We start from the raw sequence: 21,590 nt of genomic DNA on the forward strand, positions 1-21,590 counted from the left end.
TGACGTGAGCGGAGGGGCCGGGTACCTGTCGGGTGCCCGGCCCCTCCGCTTTCCGTTTTTCCTCAGGGGGCCGTGTGGGCCTGTGTCAGTCCGTGTCCGGGCGGCGTGGGCCGCCCGCGTCGACCGCCGTGCAGCGCCAGCGGTGGTCGGTGCCGCGTTCCAGGCGGAAGGCCAGGGCGCTCAGGCGGTCGCCGGTGCCGATCCGGGCGAAGACCTCCAGGGCGCCGGGGTGGACCTCGTAGTAGCCGAGGTCGTGGACGACCGGGCGGGGGCCGCGGGCGGCGCGCAGCGGGCTCCGTTCGGCCAGCCAGGCCAGCTCGTCGTAGGCGCGGCCGCGGGTGTGGCCGAGCATGAAGTGGACGGGGCGCAGTCCGCTGAGGACGGCGAGGAGCCGTTCGGCGAAGAAGTCCGCGGGGCGGGTCGCCGGGACGGGCGGGCGGGGCGCGGGAGCCGTCGCCGGGCGCGTGTCCGTGGGCCGCGTGCGGAGGCGCGGGGTGCGGCCGGGGCCGGAGGGCGGACGGGACCCGGTGGTCGTGCGGGTGCCGCCCGGGGTGCGGGGCGGCGGGCCGGCGGGACGCCGGGAGTCGCGCCGGGCCGGAGGGCGGGAGGCGGTCGGGCGCTGGGTCCTGGTCATGACCTTGTGCATGCGTTCCCCGTTTCGGTCGGCCCGGAGTACCAGGCGGTAACTTGTGTGGATCTTGTAGCGGGGCGGCTCGGCGGGCGGCAAGGGAGCCCGGCGTTGGCCGGGGGCGCCGGGAGGTTCACCTATCCGGGTGATGGCCGGCTCGGCGGGACCCCGCAGCGCGCGGACGGACCGGGTGAGCCGGCGGCGCCGGGTGGACGCCCCGGAGGACGGCCGCACGAACCCGAAAGAGGACCGCCCCACGTATCCTGAAGGCCCTCCGGGCGGGCGCCACGGCGTTCGGCCGGGAGTCCTCGATCTCGAGAAAGCGGCCTGCCATGCGCGTCTACGTCCCCCTGACCCTCCCCGCGCTCGCCGAGGCGTACAAGTCGGGTGAGCTCGGGGCCGGCGGATCCGTCTCGGCGTACGCGGTGACCCCGGGGCTGCGCGAGTGGTACCTCTCCGACGACATCGAGGAGCTGGAGTACGCCGCCCTGAGCCGGGCCGCGCTGGCCTCGCTGCGGCTGCTCGCGGCGGACCCCGAGGCGGCGCGACGCCGGGTGGTCGTCGCCGTCGACGTGCCGGACCGAGCGGCGAGCTTCGACCCCGGGCGGGCACTGGACCCGGCGGCCCTCGGCGAGGTGCGGGTCGAGGGGCCCCTGCCGCTGGCGAAGGCGGCCGCGGTGCACGTGGACGCGGACGACGCGGAGACGGACGTGGCGGCCGCCGCGGACGCGCTGGAGGCGGCGGACGGCGGGGACGACGACGCGCAGTTCGTGGTGGACGGCGCCGAGGACCACGAGCTGCTCTGGTTCGCCACGCAGGAGATCCCCCATCTCGTGGGCCAGTGACCTGCGATGATCACGGAGCGTCTCGGATTGTCAGTGGGGGCGGGTACCTTTTCTGACATGGGGATGCGAGGAGCACCGCACATTGTCTGGGACTGGAACGGCACGCTGTTCCACGACAATGAGGCGATCATCGGGGCGACGAACGCGGCGTTCGGCGAGCTGGGGCTCGAGCCGATCACGCTGGAGCAGTACCGCGCGCTGTACTGCGTGCCGGTGCCGAAGTTCTACGAGCGGCTGCTCGGGCGGCTGCCCACCGACGCCGAGTGGGAGCTGATGGACGGCGTCTTCCACCGGTACTACGCCGAGCACCGCACACGGTGCTCGCTGACCGAGGGCGCGGCCGAACTGCTGGCCGGCTGGCGGTCGGCGGGCTGCAGCCAGTCCATATTGAGCATGTACGGGCACGAGGAGCTCGTGCCGCTGGTGCGGACCTTCGGGATCGAGGAGCACTTCCTGCGGGTGGACGGGCGGACGGGGCCGTCCGGCGGCAGCAAGGCCGAGCACATGGTGCGGCACCTGAGTCTGCTCACCGGCGTGGACCCGGCCCGCACGGTGGTGATCGGGGACGCCGCCGACGACGCGGTGGCCGCGCGTCACGCGGGGGCGCAGGCCGTGCTCTACACGGGCGGCTCGCACAGCCGGGCCAGCCTCGAGGGCGTCGGCGCGCCGGTCGTCGACACGCTGGCGGAGGCCGTCGAGGAGGCCCGGCGCATAGCGGCGTAGGGGATCGTCAGGTCCCCGGCGCCTTGGCCGCGGGATCCTCAGGTCCCCGGCGCCTTGGTGGTGGGATCGTCAGGTCCCCGGTGCCTTGGCGCGCGGGATGGTCAGGTCACCGGCGCCTTCGCGCGCAGGATCGTCAGGAACTCGCGCATCCAGGTCGGGTGGTCCGGCCAGGCGCGCGAGGAGACCAGGGTCCCGTCGACGACCGCCTCGGCGTCCTGGAAGGTGGCGCCGGCGGACTGCATGTCCAGCTCCAGCGCGGGGTACGCGGTGACGCGGCGGCCTTGCAGGCCGTCGACGGCGGCGGTGACGAGCGGACCGTGGCAGATCTGGGCGACCGGCTTGTCGGCGTCGAAGAAGGATTTGAGGATCTTACGGAGTTCGGGATCGTTGCGGAGGTACTCCGGGGCGCGCCCGCCGGGGATGACCACGGCGGCGTACGCGCCGGGGTCGACCTCCGAGAAAGCGAGGTCGGCGGGCCAGGTGTAGCCGGGCTTCTCGGTGTAGGTGTCGAAACCGGGCTCGAAGTCGTGGACGACGAACTGCAGCTTCTTGCGGGTGGGGGCCGCGATGTGAACCTCGTAGCCCTCCTCGATGAGGCGCTGGTAGGGGTAGAGGACCTCCAGGGACTCTGCTGCGTCGCCGGTGACGATGAGGATTTTCGCGGGCATGGCGGTTGCGCTCCCCTCGGGGCAGTTGCTTCCAAGGGCAACGTGCCTCGGTGCGGTGCCGTTGCCAAGAGGACGCGCCGGTTTCCGGGCACCGCAGGGCGGGCGCGGGGCGCGCGTGCTGCGGATTCCGCACCTACGCCACCCCGGGCCACCCCACCCCTGTGCAGAACGTCAAACTTCCACCCCTGGATTTGTACACATACGGCTCATGACGGGCCCCCGGTAAGGAGCGATAGCCTTAGTGGCGTGATCAGCGCGATATCTCGCGGGGGCGCTGTTGCCCCTGCCCTGCGCCCGGTGAGCACGGACGACATCCGTGACCGGGCGGCGGTCGCTGGTCTTCACGGGCGGGTCGGGGCCCCCAGGGCTCCCAGGACGCCGGACACATCCCCGAAGCAGGCGGCACGCGAAACGGCGTCCCGCGTTGCGGGTGTGTTGAACATGGCCGATATCCCCCCACTCATCTCACCTTGCGGCATAGCGTCGGAGCAGACCGGACACCCCGCGTCTCGGCGTCACGTCGGAAGGGCGGAGACCGTACTTCCTTCTACGTCACGCAACGGCGCGCGACAGGAGCCAGAGGACAATGCAGACCAAGCTGGACGAAGCCAAGGCCGAGCTGCTCGAGAGGGCGGCCCGGGTCGCTGAGAACAGCCCGGTCGGGGGGCACCTACCGACCGGGACGACGGCCGAGGGCTCCCCGGACACCCCGGGCAAGGGCACCGCGGACCGTGAGACCGTACTCGCGTTCCTCCAGCGTTACTACCTGCACACCGCGCCCGAGGACCTCACCGACCGCGACCCGGTCGACGTCTTCGGCGCCGCCTACTCGCACTACCGCCTGGCCGAGAACCGCCCCCAGGGCACGGCCAACGTCCGCGTGCACACCCCGACGGTCGACGAGAACGGCTGGACGTGCAGCCACTCCGTCGTCGAGGTCGTCACCGACGACATGCCCTTCCTCGTCGACTCGGTCACCAACGAGCTGACCCGGCAGGGACGCGGCATCCACGTCGTGATCCACCCGCAGATCGTGGTGCGCCGCGACCTCACCGGCAAGCTGATCGAGGTCCTCACCACCCCGCCGTCCGGCGACCTGCCGCACGACGCGCACATCGAGTCCTGGATCCACGTCGAGATCGACCGCGAGACCGACCGCGCCGACCTCAAGCAGATCACCGCCGACCTGCTGCGCGTGCTGTCCGACGTCCGCGAGGCCGTCGAGGACTGGGAGAAGATGCGGGACGCCGCGACCCGCCTCGCCGACGGCCTGCCCGCCGAGCCCCGCCCCGGCGACCTGCCCGAGCAGCAGGTCGAGGAGGCCCGCGAGCTGCTGCGCTGGCTGTCCGACGACCACTTCACCTTCCTCGGCTACCGCGAGTACCAGCTGCGCGAGGACGATTCCCTGGCCGCCGTCCCCGGCACCGGCCTCGGCATCCTGCGCGCCGACCCGCACCACGCCGGCGACGACCAGCACCCGGTCAGCCCGTCCTTCGAGCGGCTGCCCGCCGACGCCCGCGCCAAGGCGCGCGAGCACAAGCTGCTGGTGCTGACCAAGGCCAACAGCCGCGCCACCGTGCACCGGCCCTCGTACCTCGACTACATCGGTGTGAAGAAGTTCGACGCGGACGGCAACGTCGTCGGCGAGCGCCGCTTCCTCGGCCTGTTCTCCTCGGCCGCCTACACCGAGTCCGTGCTGCGCGTGCCCGTGATCCGCCGCAAGGTGGACGAGGTGCTGCAGCGCGCCGGGTTCTCCCCGAACAGCCACGACGGGCGCGACCTGCTCCAGATCATGGAGACCTACCCGCGCGACGAGCTGTTCCAGATGCCCGCCGCGGAACTCCAGCCCATCGTCACGTCCGTCCTCTACCTGCAGGAGCGCCGCCGGCTGCGGCTGTACCTGCGGCAGGACGAGTACGGCCGCTACTACTCGGCGCTGGTCTACCTGCCCCGCGACCGCTACACCACCGGCGTGCGCCTGCGGATCATCGACATCCTCAAGGAGGAGCTCGGCGGCGTCAGCGTCGACTTCACCGCCTGGAACACCGAGTCGATCCTGTCCCGGCTGCACTTCGTCGTCCGCGTCGCGCCCGGCACCGAGCTGCCCGAGCTGAGCGACGCCGACAAGGAGCGCATCGAGGCCCGCCTGGTGGAGGCCGCCCGCTCCTGGGCGGACGGGTTCGCCGAGGCGCTGAACGCCGAGTTCGGCGAGGAGCACGCCGCCGAGCTGCTGCGCCGCTACAACAACGCCTTCCCGGAGGGCTACAAGGCCGACCACAGCCCGCGCTCCGCGGTCGCCGACCTGGTCCACCTGGAGGCGCTCGGCGAGGACAAGGACTTCTCGCTCAGCCTGTACGAGCCGGTCGGCGCGTCCCAGGACGAGCGCCGGTTCAAGATCTACCGCAAGGGCGACTCCATCTCCCTGTCGAAGGTGCTGCCCGTGCTGGCGCAGCTCGGCGTCGAGGTGATGGACGAGCGGCCCTACGAGTTGCGCTGCTCCGACCGGTCCGTGGCCTGGATCTACGACTTCGGTCTGCGCATGCCGAAGGCGGCAGGCGGCGGCGACTACCTCGGCGACGACGCCCGCGAGCGCTTCCAGGACGCCTTCGCCGCGACCTGGACCGGCCAGGCGGAGAACGACGGCTTCAACGCCCTCGTGCTGAGCGCCGGGCTGACCTGGCGCCAGGCGATGGTGCTGCGGGCGTACGCCAAGTACCTGCGGCAGGCCGGCTCCACCTTCAGCCAGGACTACATGGAGGACACCCTCCGCAACAACGTCCACACCACGCGGCTGCTCGTCTCCCTGTTCGAGGCGCGGATGGCGCCGGAGCGGCAGAAGGCCGGGCTGGAGCTGATCGACGCGCTGCTGGAGGAGGTCGACGCCGCCCTGGAGCAGGTGGCCAGCCTCGACGAGGACCGCATCCTGCGCTCCTTCCTCACCGTCATCAAGGCGACCCTGCGCACCAACTTCTTCCAGAGGACGGACGCGGGCACGCCGCACGCGTACGTGTCGATGAAGTTCGACCCGCAGGCCATCCCGGACCTTCCGGCGCCGCGCCCGGCGTTCGAGATCTGGGTGTACTCGCCGCGCGTGGAGGGCGTGCACCTGCGCTTCGGCAAGGTCGCCCGTGGTGGTCTGCGCTGGTCCGACCGGCGTGAGGACTTCCGCACCGAGATCCTCGGCCTGGTCAAGGCGCAGATGGTGAAGAACACCGTCATCGTGCCGGTGGGCGCCAAGGGCGGCTTCGTCGCCAAGCAGCTGCCCGACCCGGCCGTGGACCGCGACGCCTGGCTGGCCGAGGGCATCGCCAGCTACAAGACGTTCATCTCGGCGCTGCTCGACATCACCGACAACATGGTCGCCGGCGAGGTCGTGCCGCCCAAGGACGTGGTGCGCCACGACGAGGACGACACCTACCTGGTGGTCGCCGCCGACAAGGGCACCGCGACGTTCTCCGACATCGCCAACGAGGTCGCCCAGTCGTACAACTTCTGGCTCGGCGACGCCTTCGCCTCCGGCGGCAGCGCGGGCTACGACCACAAGGGCATGGGCATCACCGCCCGCGGCGCCTGGGAGTCGGTCAAGCGGCACTTCCGCGAGCTGGGCGTGGACACCCAGAGCGAGGACTTCACGGTCGTCGGCATCGGCGACATGTCCGGTGACGTGTTCGGCAACGGCATGCTGCTCAGCGAGCACATCCGCCTGGTCGCCGCCTTCGACCACCGGCACATCTTCATCGACCCGAACCCGGACGCGGCCGTCTCCTACGCCGAGCGCCGCCGCCTGTTCGAGCTGCCGCGCTCCAGCTGGGAGGACTACAACAAGGAGCTGCTGTCCGCGGGCGGCGGCGTCTTCCCGCGCAGCGCCAAGTCCATCCAGCTCAACGGGCACATCCGGGAGGCCCTCGGCATCGAGTCGGGCGTCACCAAGCTGACCCCGGCCGAGCTGATGAAGGCGATCCTCCAGGCGCCGGTCGACCTGCTGTGGAACGGCGGCATCGGCACCTACGTCAAGGCCTCCACCGAGTCGAACGCCGACGTCGGCGACAAGGCCAACGACGCCATCCGCGTCGACGGCGCCGACCTGCGGGTCAAGGTCGTCGGCGAGGGCGGCAACCTGGGCCTGACCCAGCTGGGCCGGATCGAGTTCGCGCACCACGGCGGCAAGGTCAACACCGACGCCATCGACAACAGCGCGGGCGTGGACACCTCCGACCACGAGGTGAACATCAAGATCCTGCTCAACGGGCTGGTCGCGGACGGCGACATGACCGTCAAGCAGCGCAACAAGCTGCTCGCCGAGATGACCGACGAGGTCGGCGCGCTGGTCCTGCGCAACAACTACGCGCAGAACACGGCGATCGCCAACGCGCTCGCCCAGTCCAAGGACATGCTCCACGCCCAGCAGCGCTTCCTGCGCCACCTGGTGCGCGAGGGCCACCTGGACCGGGCGCTGGAGTTCCTGCCCACCGACCGGCAGATCCGCGAGCGCCTCGCGCAGGGCCAGGGCCTGACCGGCCCGGAGACGGCCGTGCTGCTGGCGTACACGAAGATCACGGTCTCCGAGGAGCTGCTGGCGACCTCGCTGCCGGACGACCCGTACCTGCGGGAGCTGCTGCACTGCTACTTCCCGACCGCGCTGCGCGAAGGGTTCGCCGAGCGGATCGACACCCACCCGCTGCGCCGCGAGATCACCACGACCGTGCTGGTCAACGACACGGTCAACACGGGCGGTACGACGTATCTGCACCGCCTGCGCGAGGAGACCGGCGCGTCGCTGGAGGAGATCGTCCGGGCGCAGACCGCGGCCCGCGCGATCTTCCGCTCGGCGATCGTGTGGGACGCGGTGGAGGCCCTGGACAACAAGGTCGACGCCGCCGTGCAGACCCGCATCCGACTGCACTCGCGCCGTCTGGTCGAGCGCGGCACGCGCTGGCTGCTCAACAACCGGCCGCAGCCGCTGCAGCTGAAGGAGACGGTCGACTTCTTCGCCGAGCGGGTCGAGCACGTGTGGCAGGAGCTGCCGAAGCTGCTCAGGGGCGACGACCTGGAGTGGTACGAGCAGATCTACGACGAGCTGACGCGCGCCGGCGTCCCGGACGAGCTGGCCACGCGGGTCGCCGGGTTCTCCTCGGCGTTCCCGACGCTCGACATCGTCTCGATCGCCGACCGCATGGGCAAGGAGCCGCTGGACGTCGCCGAGGTGTACTACGACCTCGCCGACCGGCTGGGCATCACCCAGCTGATGGACCGCATCATCGAGCTGCCGCGCAACGACCGCTGGCAGTCGATGGCGCGCGCGGCGATCCGCGAGGACCTGTTCGCGGCCCACGCGGCGCTCACCGCGGACGTCCTGGCCGTCGGCAACGGCACCTCCACGCCGGAGGAGCGGTTCACGCTGTGGGAGCAGAAGAACGCGCCGATCCTGGCGCGGGCGCGCACCACGCTGGAGGAGATCCAGGGGTCGGACGCGTTCGACCTGGCCAACCTGTCGGTGGCGATGCGCACGATGCGCACGCTGCTGCGGACGCACTCGTAAGTCACCCCTGCGTCGAAGGGGGGGCGCCCCGGACCTCGTACGGTCCGGGGCGCCCCCCTTTTTTTCGCCTGCGCGCCTCGGCTACCGCTGCTTCCACAGGGTGAGCTTGGTGGCGTAGTCCGGGAGGTTGCCCGCGCTCGCGGTGATGCCGGTGACCTTCAGCATCGCCAGGTTGCCCTCGTCGGTCTCGGTGCACAGGACGGTGCCGGCCGGGATCGTGGTGCGCAGGTCCTTCGCGTCGATCTGGGTGGGCAGGACGTCGCCCCGGGCGCCCTCCAGGCACTGCTCGGGCGTGGTGCCGGCGCTCTTGCCCCAGGGCGTCTTGAAGCTCCAGTGCCCGCCCGCCACCTCGTCGAGCTCGATCTCGTTGCCCGACGTGATGTCCGAGGTGCCGTGCACCTTGGGGATGTCCAGGTCGGCCTCGACGACGGCGGCCGCGCCCGGGGAGCGCAGGGCGAAGGTGCGGTCGGTGAACACGGCCGTGTAGGCCGACTCCTGCGACGGGGTGTCCGTGGGGGCCGGGCTGGTGGGGCCGGGTCCGGTGGGCGTCGCGGAGTGGGTGGGCTGCTCCCGCGCACCGTGCGCGGTGCCGCCCGAGCGGGCCAGGGTCCAGGTCACCGTCACCGCGACGACGAGGGCCACCGCCGCACCGGCGACGACCAGCCCCGTGCGGTCGCGCCGCGGGGCGGCCGGGCTGTACGTCGGCGGGGGCGGGGCCGTGGTCGGAGCACCGGCGAAGGTGGGCCCGTGCGGCGGGACGGGCCCCGGCGCCTCCGGCCCGTGCGGCGGGACGGGCCCCGGCGCCTCCCGTCCGTGCGGCGGCACGGGCCCCGTCCCCTGCGCCCCGTGCGGCCCCCGCGCCCCCTGGTCGGTGACCGTCGGCTCGGGCGGCGGCGTCAGCGCGGCCCGCTCCCGGGCGGCGAGGTCGGCGGCGAGCGGCTCGGGCAGCCAGCCGGTGAAGTCGTTCAGGGGCCGGCCGGCGGCCTGCTCGCACAGCGCTGCGAGTTCCTCGGTGCCGATGCGGGCGGCCGGGGCCGCGGCGAGGCAGCGCTCCAGGAGCGGGCGCAGCCGCTCGTCGTAGGCGTCCAGGCGGGGCGGCCGCAGGGCGGTGTTGGCGATCTGCGCGGCGAGCGTGAGGGCGCCGCCGTCGCCGTACGGGTGGCGGCCGGTCGCGGCGACGGCGGCGATCAGGCCGAGCGAGAAGACGTCGGTGGCGGGCCCCACGGTCTCGCCGAGGGCGTGCTCGGGCGACATGAACTGCGGGGTGCCGATGACCCCGCCGGACACGGTGAGCTGGGTGGCGTCGGCGGCGCGGGCGATGCCGAAGTCGATGACGTACGGCCCCTGGTTGCTCAGCAGGATGTTGCTGGGCTTGAGATCGCGGTGGACGATGCCGGCGGAGTGGATCGAGGTGAGGGCCCGCGCGGTGCAGCCGACGAGCGTGAAGACGGCCGGCAGCGGCAGCGGGCCGTGCGCCGCGAGCGCCTCGTGCAGGGGCAGCCCGGGCACGAACGCCGAGGCCAGCCAGGGCCGTTCGCCGGTGGTGTCGTGGTCGACGACCGGGACGACGTGGTAGCCCTGGACCCGGCGGGCCGCCTGCACCTCCTGCTCGAAGCGCCGGCGGAAGCCGGGGTCGCCGCCGAAGTCGCGCCGGATCACCTTCAGCGCGACGGGCTGGCCGCCGCGGGTGCGGGAGAGGTAGACGGTGCCCATGCCGCCCTCGCCGATCCGCGCGTACAGCCGGTATCCGGCGATCTCCCGTGGGTCCTCGGCCCGCAGCCGTTCGCCCACCACGTCCGCCCCCATGCCGACCACGCCCCCGTTTTCTTGATCCCTGCGTGCGGAGGGTGAGCGTAGCGGAGGCGGGTGCGGCGGCACCGCCCGTTTCAACTGCCAGGACGGGGGCGGAGGTTGGGTCAGGCGGCGAGCGGCCGGGGCTTCTTGCCGCCCTTGGTGAAGGCCTCGTACTCCTTCATGACCTCCTCCGTGGGGCCGTCCATGAGGAGTTCGCCGCGTTCCAGCCACAGCACGCGGCCGCAGGTCTCGCGGATGGAGGCGTTGCTGTGGCTGACCAGGAAGACCGTGCCGGCCTGGGCCCGCATCTGCTCGATCCGTTCGGCCGAGCGCTTTTGGAACTTGGCGTCGCCGGTGGCCAGGGCCTCGTCGATGAGGAGGACGTCGTGGTCCTTGGCGGCGGCGATGGAGAAGCGCAGCCGGGAGCCCATGCCGGAGGAGTAGGTGCGCATCGGCAGGGAGATGAAGTCGCCCTTGTCGTTGATCCCGGAGAAGTCGACGATGTCCTGGTAGCGGGCCTTGATCTGCTCGCGGGACATGCCCATGGCGAGGCCGCCGAGGTGGACGTTGCGCTCGCCGGTCAGGTCGCTCATCAGGGCGGCGTTGACGCCGAGCAGGGAGGGCTGGCCGTCGGTGTAGATCCGGCCGCGCTCCACCGGGAGCAGGCCCGCGACGGCCTTGAGCAGGGTGGACTTGCCGGAGCCGTTGGTGCCGATGAGGCCGATCGCCTCGCCCTTGTACGCCACGAAGGACACGTTCTTCACGGCGTGCACGCGGCGTACGCCGGCCGCCTTCTCGGTCTGCCGGCGGCGCAGGATGCGGTTGAGCGCGGCGGTGGCGGCGCCGCGGCCGCCGCCGGTGCCGTTGACCCGGTAGACGATGTCGACGTGGTCGGCGATGACGGTGGGGACCGGTTCGCCCGGGGCCGCCGCCGTCGCGAGGCGGTCGGCCGGAGCGGCGTTCAGGAGGGTGTCAGCCACGGCCGTAGGTCTCCTCTGCCTTCCAGAAGTAGATGAATCCGCCGACGCCGGCGAGCAGCGCCCAGCCCGTCGCGACCGCCCACACGTGCGGCGGCAGCTGGCTCGCGTGGAAGGTGTCGATGAGGGCGAAGCGGATGAGGTCGATGTAGACGGCGGCCGGGTTGCACTGCAGGGCGGTGACCACCCAGTGCGGCAGGTGGTCGTGGCCGACCGTCTTCTGGATGCTCCACATGACGCCGGAGACGTACATCCAGGTGCGCAGCAGGAACGGCATCAGCTGGGCGATGTCCGGGGTCTTCGCGCCCATCCGCGCCATGATCATCGACACGCCGGCGTTGAAGGCGAACTGCAGCACCAGCGCCGGGACCAGCAGCACCCAGGACAGGGCGACGGGGACACCGCAGCACAGCAGGATGACCAGCAGCGCCGCCATGGAGAACATCAGCTGCTGGAGCTGCTGCAGGCAGAACGAGATCGGCAGCGCGGCGCGCGGGAAGTGCAGGGCGCGGACCAGGCCGAGGTTGCCGGAGATGGCCCGGGTGCCGGCCATGATCGAGCTCTGGGTGAACGTCCAGACGAAGACGCCGGTGACGAGGAACGGGATGTAGTCCGCCACGCCGTGCTTGGTGCCGAGCAGCACGCCGAAGATGAAGTAGTAGACCGCCGCGTTGAGCAGCGGGGTCATCACCTGCCACACCTGGCCCAGCTTCGCCTGGCTGTACTGGGCGGTCAGCTTGGCGGTGGCGAAGGCGGTGATGAAGTGGCGGCGCGCCCACAGCTGGCGGACGTACTCCGGCAGGGAGGGGCGGGCGCCGCTGACCGACAGGCCGTGGCGGGCGGCGAGCGCCGCGAGGTCGAGCGCGGCGGCCGGTCGCGAGGTCGGGGGCGGTGTGTCGAGGGCCTGGCTCACATCCGCTGCTTTCGTTCGGGGCGGGGTGCTTCCCGTCGTTCCCGCGGGTGGTCTCCCCGTCGTTCCTTACGGTTTTCCCGACATCTTCTTACGTCGGGACGAGACCGTATCGTCGTAACGGGAGCGTAGGCCCAATCGACGTCGGGACGCAACCGTTTCGTCGTGACGCCCTATGCTGGGGGCATGACCACCAACGCCGACGGGCCGCAGACGCCGCCGCGCCGCCGGGCACCCGCCGGGGCCGCCGTCCTCCGCGAGGAGGTGACGGAGGCCATCCGGGCGGCCGTCTTCGAGGAGCTGGCGGCGGTCGGGTACGCGCGCATGTCCATCGAGGGCATCGCGCGCCGGGCGGGCGTCGGCAAGACCGCGGTGTACCGGCGGTGGCGGTCCAAGCTGCACCTGGTCCTCGACGTGGTGTCGGCGATCGCGGTCATGGGCCTGCCGGTGCCGGACACGGGCACGCTGGAGGGCGACCTGCGGCTGCTGTACGAGGTGACCTCGCGCGCCCTGCGCCACCCGGTGGCCTCGCAGATCATCCCCGACCTGCAGGCGGAGGCGGCCCGCAATCCCGACATCGCCGAGGCCATGCAGAAGACTCTGCGGGAGGGGCAGGAGGGCGTGGCCAGCGGTATCGTCGCGGCGGCCCAGCGACGCGGCGAGGTCCGCGACGGCATCGACGCGGACCTGGCCCTCGACCTGATCTCCGGCCCCCTGTACTGGCGCTCGGTCGTCATCCGCAGCCCGAAACTGCCCAAGGGCTACCTGGACGCCCTGTCCCGCAGCACGGCGGGAGCACTCCGGGCGCTCTAGCGCGCGGCGGCGGGACGGGCGGGTGCCGGGGTGCCGGCCCGGCCCGGTGACCCGGCGAGCCGGCGAGCGGGAGGGGCTGCGGGCGGTCGGCCGGTGACCTGGCGAGCCGGCGGACGGGAGGTCACCGGGCGGGAGGGTCTGCGGGCGGTCGGGCCGGTGACCTGGCGAGCCGGCGGGCGCGAAGGCCTGCGGGCGGTCGGGTGCCTGGCGTGGCACAGCCGTACGCAGCGCGCTGAGCGCCCCCGGCAGGGAGTGCCGGTCAGGACGCGCTGGTCAGGGCGCGGTCCGGCGAGCGGCGGGTGTCCGGGACCGGGGCCGGGTCCGGGGCCGGGCGCGTGGCGCGCCACAGGCGGACGAAGGACCAGACGGCGGCCGTGACGAGCAGGCCGTTGCGGACGAGCATCAGGACCGCGCCCGTGGTCGTGCCGACGATGACGTCGCGGTACAGCACCGGATACACGACGATGCTCGCCACCGCCGCCAGCGCGATCAGCACCGTCACCGGGCGCTGCACGGTGTGCCGGGCGGCCAGGCAGGCGGCGGACAGCCCCAGGAGCCAGATCAGGTACTGCGGGCTGAGCACCCGGCTGGTGACCGTGAACAGCAGCACCGCCGCCAGCGCCGCGTCGCACGACGTCGCCGCCGTCCGGCGCCGGGCGCGCAGCCGCCACAGCAGTAGTCCCGCGAAGGCCACCCCCGTCAGCGCCAGCGAGGCGTCGGCGACCGCGGTGACGTGCGGGCCGACGTACTCCATGGCGCCGTACTGGTAGCGCACCCGGCCGTGCCAGCCGGCGTGCCGGGCCAGGCCCAGCAGGGTGCCGCCGAGCGACTCGATCTGCACGCCGCGACCGCCCTGGTTGCCCAGGAAGGACAGGGAGTTGCGGAAGACCAGCGCGAGCAGCGCGAACGTCACCGCGCCCACGCCCGCCGCCCAGGTCCACGCCGACCGGGTCGCCCGGCCCTTCGCCGTGCCCAGCAGCACCAGCACCGGCCACACCTTCACCAGCGCCCCGAGCGCCGCCAGCGCGCCGCCCACGCGCGGGAAGCGCGGCAGCGCCAGCAGGGCGAGCACGGCGAACGCGGTCACCAGCACGTCGTAGCGGGCCAGCGGCAGGTGCAGCAGCAGGGGCAGGCCGCACGTCCAGTACCAGAAGCCGAGCCGGCTGCCGCCCTCGCGCGCACCGGAGCGGGCCAGCGCGAAGGCGACGGTGGCGTCGGCGAGCAGCGTGAGGGCGACGAAGGCCTGGAGGTACGTCAGTCCCGGCAGCGCCGCCGGGGCGAGCATCACCAGCCCGGCGCCCGGCGGGTACTGCCAGAGCGTGTCGTGCGCCGGGAACGCGCCGTGCGCGAGGGCGTGCGCCCAGTGGTGGTACAGCCCCCACACCTCGTGCGCGACCCGGCCGTTGCCGAGGGCCGCCGGGCCGCTGTGGGTGAGCACCCACAGCATGAAGCCGCGGGTGAGCAGCCACGCGGCGGCCGGCGGGACGGCGCGAACCAGTCGTCTTGTCATCACGGCGGATCGTAAGCCGGATGAAGGGGACGACCCCGGTAATCCGTCGTGTATGGCGCCGAACGCCATCAATTCGGGGCAACTAACCCCGCTCCGGAGTCTCCTCGTGGGCCGCCGCGTCGAGTGCCGTGGTGAGCCGGTCGAGGCGGGCGCGCAGTTCGCGGATCTCCTCCAGGTCGAAGCCGGTCGAGGCGACGATCCGGCGCGGCACCTGTTCGGCGCGCTCGCGCAGCGCCGCGCCCTCCTCGGTGAGGCGCACCCGCACCGAGCGCTCGTCCCGGGTGTCGCGCTCGCGGCGGACCAGGCCGGCCGCCTCCAGCCGCTTGAGCAGCGGCGACAGCGTGCCGGAGTCCAGCCGCAGATGCTCGCCGAGCTTCTTGACGGGCAGTTCGCCCCGCTCCCACAGCACCAGCATCGCCAGGTACTGCGGATAGGTGAGCCCGAGGTCCTTGAGGATCACGCGGTAGACGCCGTTGAAGGCGCGGGACGCGGCGTGCAGCGAGAAGCAGATCTGGCGGTCCAGGCGGAGCCAGTCCTCCTCGGTGGCGTCGGGCGAGGTGCGCGGGGTCATGTCCTCCAGGGTAGCGCCGGTGAGCCATTCAGTGATGCGCAAGCCAACTGTGTGCCATTCAGTTGTGCACAATCTAATTTCGTGCTCTACTTGAGCCCGTCAACGACACCGAGAGGGAAGGTCCGCCATGGACGCGCTCTACACCGCCGTCGCCACCGCCACCCACGGCCGCGAGGGCCGCGCCGTCAGCTCCGACGGACGGCTCGACCTGCAGCTGGCCATACCGGCGGAGATGGGCGGCACCGGTCAGGGCACCAACCCCGAGCAGCTCTTCGCCGCCGGCTACGCCGCCTGTTTCGCCAGCGCCCTCGGCCTGGTCGGCCGTCAGGCCAAGGTGGACGTCAGCGAGGCCGCCGTCACCGGCGAGGTCGGCATCGGCAAGCAGGGCGAGGGCTTCGGGCTCGCCGTCACCCTGCGCATCGAGCTGCCGGAGCACATCGACGAGGCCACCGGGCGCAAGCTCGTGGAGACCGCCCACCAGGTCTGCCCGTACTCCAACGCCACCCGCGGCAACATCCCCGTCGACCTGGTCATCGAGTAGCGGCCCCCGGACCGGTCGCGACCCGCGCCAGCACCTCCCCGGTCCGCCCGCTCCACGCCACCACCACCGCCTCCTCGGGCACCCGGCGCCGGGGCGTCAGCAGGAGCCAGCGCACGTGGTAGCGGCGGGCGATCGCGACGCGCCCGGCGCGGGTCGAGCCGTCCGCGAGATAGGCGCGCACGTCGGCCTGGCGGCGCTGCCGCTCCCGCTCGTCCAGCGCCGGGTCGGGCCAGGTGGGCGCGGCCAGGTCGACGCCGTAGCCCGCGATCGACCGCCGGGCCTGGTAGCCGTCGGCGATCACCGGCTCGCCCGGGTGGATGTAGCGCGCGGCCCAGGCGTACGACGGCCAGTCGGGCGGCTGCGCGAAACCCACCGGGTCCAGCCAGCGCGGGACGACCGCCCCGGCCTGCACCGTGCAGAAACCCACGCCCGCCGCCACGGCGGTCACCGCGCCCAGTACCCGCCGGCCCGTCCGCCACGGCCGCGGCTCCGCCAGCTCCACCGCCAGCGCGACCTGCGGCGGAATCAGCGTCAGGCCCAGGATCCGGCCGTACGTGTAGTGGCCGCTGACCCAGCCGTACGCCACGACCGCGCAGTCCAGAACGAACATCAGCACCAGCGGGTCCCTCGGGCCGTGGCGCCGCGCCCGCAGCCACAGCGCAGGCAGTCCCGGCAGCAGCGCCAGCCAGAAACGGCCCGCCAGATCGTCGTACAGCCCCCGGTGGATGGGGTCCGCGCTGCCGTTCCCGAGCAGCGCGAACACGTCGAAGTACGGCCACGCGGCGGCCGTCAGCACGGCGAACCCGCAGGTCAGCGCCCAGCGTGCTGCCACCGCGGGACGCCACGCCCGCTGCCGTCCCGCGACCAGGGCCACCGCGCCGGTCGCCGTCGCCACGAAGGTGATGGGGTGGACCAGCAGGACCACCCCGTACAGCACGCCGAGGGCCGCGTACCCCGGGAAGCCGCGCAGGCCGCCCGGGCCGACGTAGCGCACCCGGCGGATGTCGCGCGCCCGCGTCGCCGTCAGCGCCCACGCCCAGAACGTCAGCCCGATCGCCGCGGTGGACGGGTAGCCGAGGTTGGTCGTCATCGCCATCAGGCTCGGATAGCCGCTCCAGACGACCCGCTCGGTGCCCCACAGCAGCGTCATCGCGCCGAGCGCGAGCGCCGGCGCCCACGGGCGCGGGGTGAGCGTGCGCACGAAACGGCCGAGGCCCGTCAGCAGGAGCACCAGGTTGAACGGCCCGGCCAGCCGCACCACCTCCCAGCCGCCCAGCCCGGTCAGCCGCGCGAACACGCCCTCCGCGAGCGCGTACGGCGAGTAGTAGGGGCTGCCCGCGCCCGGCAGGTCGGCCATCGGGTGGCGCGGGTGGAGCAGGTCGGCGCGCAGCCGTTCGATCACCGCGGCGTGCTGCCCGGCGTCGCAGCACTGCGGCACCCGCCAGTACGCGAGCGTCATGCCCAGCCAGAACACGAAGCCGGCGGCCTGGTACGGCGTCGGGCGCCACAGGCGGCCGCCGCGCGGGGCGGTCGCGCCGCGCGGGGCGCCGCCGCGCACGGACCGCCGGACCGGGGCGCCGGTGGGCAGCTCCGCGCTCATCGGACGAGCGGATGATCGGACATTCGGGGCATTGGGCTTGTATGCCCGCCGTGAGCGGCGGGTTCCCGGCCCCTCACCCCGTCGAGGCGTCCCATCACTCCGACGAGACGACCCACCACCCGGTCGGCCCATCCGCGGCGCGCGGCCGAGCGGAGAACCCGGCCCGCTCAGGCGGCCGGGCGACCCGGGCGACGCACGGCAGCCGGGTCTCGTCCCGCCCGGGCCCGCTCCAGCCGACGGCCCGCACGGCGGTACACCCGTCGTACCCGTCGTACCCGTCGTGGCACCCCCGCCAGGGCCGCCGCGGGGCCGCCACCCGCAGAACCCGGCCGAGCCGCACGGCGAGCCGGCCCGCGCGGCGTCCCGCGGCGGCCGTGAGCCGCAACGCGCGCACGGTGCGCCGCAGGCCGCACCGGACCAGCGCGCGGCGCGGCGGGGGCGCGGCCACCCGCACGATGACACTGAGCCTGGGCAACGGGCATCCCTGGGTCGGCACGGGCATCTGCCCGGCAACGGCCCGGGTGAGGGCGGGGTTACGGCCCCTACGGCATCCGGGGGACGGCGAAGGGACGGCGCGAAGGGACGGCGAAGGGGCGGCGAAGGGGCGGCGAAGGGGGCGGCGAAGGGCTCAGCCCCTCGCCGCCCCCTGCCGGCCGGACGCGGTGACTACTTGACCGCGCCCGCCATCACGCCGGACACGAACTGCCGCTGGAACGCGAAGAACACCGCCAGCGGCACCACCATCGAGATGAACGCACCGGGCGCCAGCACGTCGATGTTGTTGCCGAACTGCCGTACCTGCGTCTGCAGCGCGACGGTGATGGGCTGGGTGCCGGACTTGGTGAACACCAGCGCCACCAGCATGTCGTTCCACACCCACAGGAACTGGAAGATGCCCAGCGAGGCGATCGCCGGCCCGCCCAGCGGCATCACGACCCGCGCGAACAGCCGCAGTTCACCCGCGCCGTCCAGCCGCGCCGCCTCCAACAGCTCCCGCGGGATCTCCGCGAAGAAGTTGCGCAGCAGGAACACCGCGAACGGCAGGCCGAAGCCGACGTGGAACAGGATCACCCCGAGGATCGTGCCGAACAGGCCGATCTTGCCGAACAGTTCGGCGATCGGGATGAGCGCCACCTGCACCGGCACCACCAGCAACCCGACCACGGCCAGGAACCACCAGTCGCGCCCCGGGAACTCCATCCACGCGAACGCGTAGCCCGCGAGCGAGCCGATCACCACGACCAGCACCGTCGCCGGGACCGTGATGAGCACGGTGTTGAGCAGCGAGTCGGTGATGTCCGGGTTCTGCAGCAGCTTGGAGTAGCTGTCGAAGGTCAGCTGGGACGGCTCGGTGAACACCGTCCACCAGCCGCTCGCGCTCATGTCCTGCGGCGTGCGCAGCGAGGAGATCAGCAGCCCGATCGTCGGCACCAGCCAGAACAGCCCGACGACGATCAGGAACACCCGCACCGCGCCGCCGCTGACCCAGCCCGCGAGCCGGGACCCCACCGACTGCCTCGCCTTCACCGTCCCGGCGGGCGGCGGCGCCGCCTGCGCCAGACTGCCGGCGTCCGCCGTCATCGCCGCACCTCCCGCCTGAGCCGCCTGATGTTGAACCACATCACCGGGATCACCAGCAGCAGCAGGAACACCGCGATCGCGCTCGCGATGCCCGGCTGGTCCTCCGAGAAGCCCTTGCGGTACAGCTCCAGGGCCAGCACGTTCGCGTCGTCCTGCGAGGAACCCGGCGCGATGATGAAGACCAGGTCGAAGATCTTCAGCACATTGATCATCAGCGTGACGGCGACGACCGCGAGCACCGGCGCCAGCAGCGGCACCGTGACCCGGCGGAACACCTGCCACTCGTTGGCCCCGTCGACCCGCGCCGCCTCCAGCAGCTCCCGCGGCACACCCGCGAGCCCGGCCGCGATCAGCACCATCGCGAAGCCCGCCCACATCCAGATGTACGACCCGATGATCGCCGGCGTCACCAGCGACGGGCCGAGCCAGTCCAGGCCGTTGTAGGGCTCGTCGAAGTTGCTCGCCGGCAGCCTCAGCTGTGCCCCGGTGGCTTTGTCCGGCAGCGTGAACGAACCGTCGTCACCGGCCGTCGTGGACGCCACCACCTTGCCGTCCTTGACCGCCTCGATCCGCATCCCGGCGTACCCGAGTTCGGACGGGTCGGGCGAGCCAGGAGTGCCGACGCCCTTGCCGCGGGTGAAGTCCTGCCAGGTCGTGCCGGTGATCTTCCCCGGTTCGGCCCGGGGCGGCGCGGCCTTCTTGGCGCTGTCGGGCATCTGGTCGGGCGCGACACCGACCAGCGGCAGCAGCACCGGCTGCCCCGCCTGCACGGGCGCCTTCGTCACGAAGCCGCCGCCCTCCGCCTTCAGCGGCGAGTTGCGGCCCGGGTGCGCCTTCGGGAACGCCGAGGACTGCACGAACGTGTCGTGCACACCCACCCACACCGCGTTCGCCACGCCCTTGTCCGGGTCCTGGTCGTACACCAGGCGGAAGATGATCCCGGCCGCGAGCATCGAGATCGCCATCGGCATGAAGACGACCAGCTTGAACGCCGTGCCCCAGCGCACCCGTTCGGTCAGCACCGCGAAGATCAGACCCAGGGCGGTGGCCACCGTGGGCGCGAACACCACCCAGATGATGTTGTTCTTCAGCGCGGTGCGGATGCCCTCGTCCGTGAACAGGGCCTTGTAGTTGTCGAATCCGGCGAAGCCGTCACCGGACTGGTCGTAGAAACTGCGCACGACCGAGTACCCGATCGGGTACACCACGAGCGCGCCCAGCAGCACCAGCGCGGGCAGCAGGAACAGCGCCGCCACGGTCTTGCGGGTGCCGGTCACACTCTTGCGCCTGCGAGGAGCGGCAGGGGTCTTGGAGACCCCCGCCGCCGTGGCCGACGCCATGACATCAGCTCCCGTAGGCGGCGGACGCGTCCGCCTCCAGCTTCTGCTGCGTACCCGCGACGTTCGACGGGTTCTTCAGGAAGTCCTGCAGGTCCTTCCACTCGCCCTTGCCGGGCGTGCCGCCGAAGGACTGCGGGGCCTGGTCGGACATGTCGAACCGGAAGTCGTCACCGGAGTCGATGAGCGCCTTGGCGATCTTGCGCTGCACCTCGTTCGGGTAAGCCGAGTTGGGCACGCTCTTGTTCGGCGAGAGGTAACCGCCGAGCTTCGCCTGGATGGTCGCCGCGTCCGGGGAGGCCAGGAACTTCGCCAGCGCCTGCGCCCCCTTGGAGTCCTTCAGGATCACCGCCGCGTCGCCGCCGGAGACCACGGGGGCGGTGGAGCCGACCGTCGGGAACGGGAACACCTTCGCGTCGGTGCCCACCTTCGCCTTGGTCTCACCGATGTTGACCTGCGCGAAGTCGCCCTCGTAGACCATGGCGGCCTTCGGCTGGTCGCCGCCGGTGAAGGTCTGCGTCACCGACGCCGGGAACTCCGTCTGCAGCGCGCCGTTCGGGCCGCCCGCGATCCAGTCCTTCTTGCCCCAGATCTGCGCCAGCGTGGTCAGCGCGTCCTTCACGGACGGGTCCGTCCACTTGATCTTGTGCTGGGCGAGCTGGTCGTACTTCTCCGGACCGGCCTGCGACAGATAGACGTTCTCGAACCAGTCGGTGAGCGTCCAGCCGTCCGCGCCGCCGATCGAGAACGGCGTGACACCGGAGTCGGACACCGTCTGCGCGGTGGACAGCAGGTCCTTCCACGTCTTCGGCTCGTTCGCGCCCGCGTTCTCGAAGACCTTGGCGTTGTACCAGATCAGCGACTTGTTGGCGGCCTTGTAGTACACGCCGTACTGCTTGCCGCCCACCTTGCCGATGTCCTGCCAGCCCTGCGAGTAGTTCTTGGCCAGCTCCGCCTGGACACCGGCGTCCACCGGCTTCGCCCAACCCTTGTCCACGGCCTGCTTGATGGCGCCGGGCTGCGGCAGCATCGCCACGTCCGGCGGCTGCCCGCCCGCGATCTTCGAACCGAGGAAGTTGATGATCGGGTCCTGCGCCGGCACGAACGTCACCGTCGCACCCGTGCGCTTCTCGAACTCGGCCAGAACCTTCTTGAAGTTCGCCTGCTCCCCGCCGGTCCAGACGGCGGCGACCTCCAGGTGCGTGCCGTCCAGCTTCGGCAGGCTCAGCCCGCTGTCGCCGCCGTCGGCACTCGCGGTGGGCCCGCCAGTCTTCGTGGCGTCGCTCTTGTCATCGCCGCCCCCGCAGGCGGCGAGGGTGAGGGCCAGGGCGCCCGCGGCGACGGCCGCCGCGGCTCTGGTCGCCCTGGTGTTCCGGATGGTGCTGCTGCTCGTGGTGCGCATCACTTCCCCGTTCTTTCGTTCGTCGTCGAACGATCGAGTGTCTGCCCCGTGCCGTCTGGTCTACGCCGGGACAAAGGGGACGGCAAGAGCGCGAAGGGTGTCGACCAGGGGATCGTGACCGCGTCGTGATCAGCTCTCCAGCGCCGCTGAG

The 21,590-nt window shown here is 72.3% G+C and carries 17 protein-coding genes; 5 read left to right on the plus strand and 12 right to left on the minus strand.

Translation table 11 applies throughout. The features are described 5' to 3' along the window. Positions 1 to 85: 85 nt before the first annotated feature. Positions 86 to 646 carry an Rv3235 family protein gene (locus ACF1AL_RS38080; protein ID WP_391694219.1) on the minus strand — a complete coding sequence of 187 codons (561 nt, stop codon included), beginning with the start codon at positions 644 to 646 and terminating at the stop codon, positions 86 to 88. Between the two features lie 314 nt (positions 647 to 960). Here ACF1AL_RS38080 and ACF1AL_RS38085 point away from each other — a divergent pair, with 314 nt between their 5' ends. After that, entirely contained in the window at positions 961 to 1,473 is a 513-nt protein-coding gene (locus ACF1AL_RS38085; RefSeq protein ID WP_391828729.1) for a DUF6912 family protein, read from the plus strand. A 57-nt stretch (positions 1,474 to 1,530) separates the two neighbouring features. After that, positions 1,531 to 2,196, plus strand: coding sequence for an HAD family hydrolase (locus ACF1AL_RS38090; RefSeq protein WP_366842159.1), 666 nt, complete (start codon positions 1,531 to 1,533; stop codon positions 2,194 to 2,196). A 101-nt stretch (positions 2,197 to 2,297) separates the two neighbouring features. Here the strand turns inward: ACF1AL_RS38090 and ACF1AL_RS38095 are convergent, their stop codons facing one another. Beyond that, on the minus strand, positions 2,298 to 2,864 hold the full coding sequence (locus ACF1AL_RS38095) for a DJ-1/PfpI family protein (RefSeq protein WP_391694221.1): 567 nt from the start codon (positions 2,862 to 2,864) through the stop codon (positions 2,298 to 2,300). A 586-nt stretch (positions 2,865 to 3,450) separates the two neighbouring features. Between ACF1AL_RS38095 and ACF1AL_RS38100 the strand changes: the two genes are divergently transcribed. Then, a complete protein-coding gene (locus ACF1AL_RS38100; protein ID WP_391694224.1) occupies positions 3,451 to 8,403 on the plus strand; it encodes an NAD-glutamate dehydrogenase in 4,953 nt (1,650 codons plus the stop codon). Positions 8,404 to 8,484: 81 nt separating this feature from the next. Here the strand turns inward: ACF1AL_RS38100 and ACF1AL_RS38105 are convergent, their stop codons facing one another. The 3 genes from ACF1AL_RS38105 to ACF1AL_RS38115 all read right to left on the minus strand — a co-directional run bounded on the left by ACF1AL_RS38105 (position 8,485) and on the right by ACF1AL_RS38115 (position 12,087). Next, positions 8,485 to 10,209 carry a protein kinase gene (locus ACF1AL_RS38105; protein WP_391828745.1) on the minus strand — a complete coding sequence of 575 codons (1,725 nt, stop codon included), beginning with the start codon at positions 10,207 to 10,209 and terminating at the stop codon, positions 8,485 to 8,487. A 110-nt stretch (positions 10,210 to 10,319) separates the two neighbouring features. Further along, on the minus strand, positions 10,320 to 11,162 hold the full coding sequence (locus tag ACF1AL_RS38110; protein WP_391779361.1) for an ABC transporter ATP-binding protein: 843 nt from the start codon (positions 11,160 to 11,162) through the stop codon (positions 10,320 to 10,322). Positions 11,163 to 11,169: 7 nt separating this feature from the next. Beyond that, positions 11,170 to 12,087 (minus strand): ABC transporter permease, encoded by a 918-nt coding sequence (locus tag ACF1AL_RS38115; protein ID WP_366842038.1) that lies wholly within the window; start codon positions 12,085 to 12,087, stop codon positions 11,170 to 11,172. 183 nt (positions 12,088 to 12,270) lie between these two features. On the opposite strand from ACF1AL_RS38115, the gene ACF1AL_RS38120 reads away from it, so the two are divergent. Next, entirely contained in the window at positions 12,271 to 12,897 is a 627-nt protein-coding gene (locus ACF1AL_RS38120; RefSeq protein ID WP_391659975.1) for a TetR/AcrR family transcriptional regulator, read from the plus strand. A gap of 259 nt (positions 12,898 to 13,156) precedes the next feature. On the opposite strand, the gene ACF1AL_RS38125 is transcribed toward ACF1AL_RS38120, so the two are convergent. Continuing rightward, complete coding sequence (locus tag ACF1AL_RS38125; RefSeq protein ID WP_391828731.1) at positions 13,157 to 14,407, minus strand: glycosyltransferase 87 family protein; 1,251 nt, start codon at positions 14,405 to 14,407, stop codon at positions 13,157 to 13,159. An 82-nt stretch (positions 14,408 to 14,489) separates the two neighbouring features. Next, on the minus strand, positions 14,490 to 14,978 hold the full coding sequence (locus ACF1AL_RS38130) for a MarR family winged helix-turn-helix transcriptional regulator (RefSeq protein WP_391779345.1): 489 nt from the start codon (positions 14,976 to 14,978) through the stop codon (positions 14,490 to 14,492). A gap of 127 nt (positions 14,979 to 15,105) precedes the next feature. On the opposite strand from ACF1AL_RS38130, the gene ACF1AL_RS38135 reads away from it, so the two are divergent. Continuing rightward, a complete protein-coding gene (locus ACF1AL_RS38135; protein WP_366842042.1) occupies positions 15,106 to 15,519 on the plus strand; it encodes an organic hydroperoxide resistance protein in 414 nt (137 codons plus the stop codon). Here ACF1AL_RS38135 and ACF1AL_RS38140 read toward each other — a convergent pair. The 5 genes from ACF1AL_RS38140 to ACF1AL_RS38160 all read right to left on the minus strand — a co-directional run bounded on the left by ACF1AL_RS38140 (position 15,509) and on the right by ACF1AL_RS38160 (position 21,439). Beyond that, complete coding sequence (locus ACF1AL_RS38140) at positions 15,509 to 17,119, minus strand: hypothetical protein (protein WP_391828733.1); 1,611 nt, start codon at positions 17,117 to 17,119, stop codon at positions 15,509 to 15,511. The genes ACF1AL_RS38135 and ACF1AL_RS38140 overlap by 11 nt on opposite strands. A gap of 94 nt (positions 17,120 to 17,213) precedes the next feature. Further along, positions 17,214 to 17,594 carry a hypothetical protein gene (locus ACF1AL_RS38145; protein WP_391828735.1) on the minus strand — a complete coding sequence of 127 codons (381 nt, stop codon included), beginning with the start codon at positions 17,592 to 17,594 and terminating at the stop codon, positions 17,214 to 17,216. A 191-nt stretch (positions 17,595 to 17,785) separates the two neighbouring features. After that, positions 17,786 to 18,700, minus strand: a complete 915-nt coding sequence (locus tag ACF1AL_RS38150) for a carbohydrate ABC transporter permease (protein ID WP_366842045.1) — start codon at positions 18,698 to 18,700, stop codon at positions 17,786 to 17,788. After that, the gene (locus tag ACF1AL_RS38155; RefSeq protein WP_391828737.1) at positions 18,697 to 20,040 is read right to left on the minus strand and encodes a carbohydrate ABC transporter permease; all 1,344 of its coding nucleotides are present in this window, start codon (positions 20,038 to 20,040) and stop codon (positions 18,697 to 18,699) included. Before ACF1AL_RS38155 ends, ACF1AL_RS38150 begins: the two co-directional genes overlap by 4 nt. Positions 20,041 to 20,044: 4 nt before the next feature. After that, a complete protein-coding gene (locus tag ACF1AL_RS38160) occupies positions 20,045 to 21,439 on the minus strand; it encodes an ABC transporter substrate-binding protein (protein ID WP_391818799.1) in 1,395 nt (464 codons plus the stop codon). Between the last annotated feature and the right edge of the window lie 151 nt (positions 21,440 to 21,590).

It is taken from the genome of Streptomyces sp. NPDC014801, assembly GCF_043082085.1.
Lineage (GTDB): Bacteria > Actinomycetota > Actinomycetes > Streptomycetales > Streptomycetaceae > Streptomyces.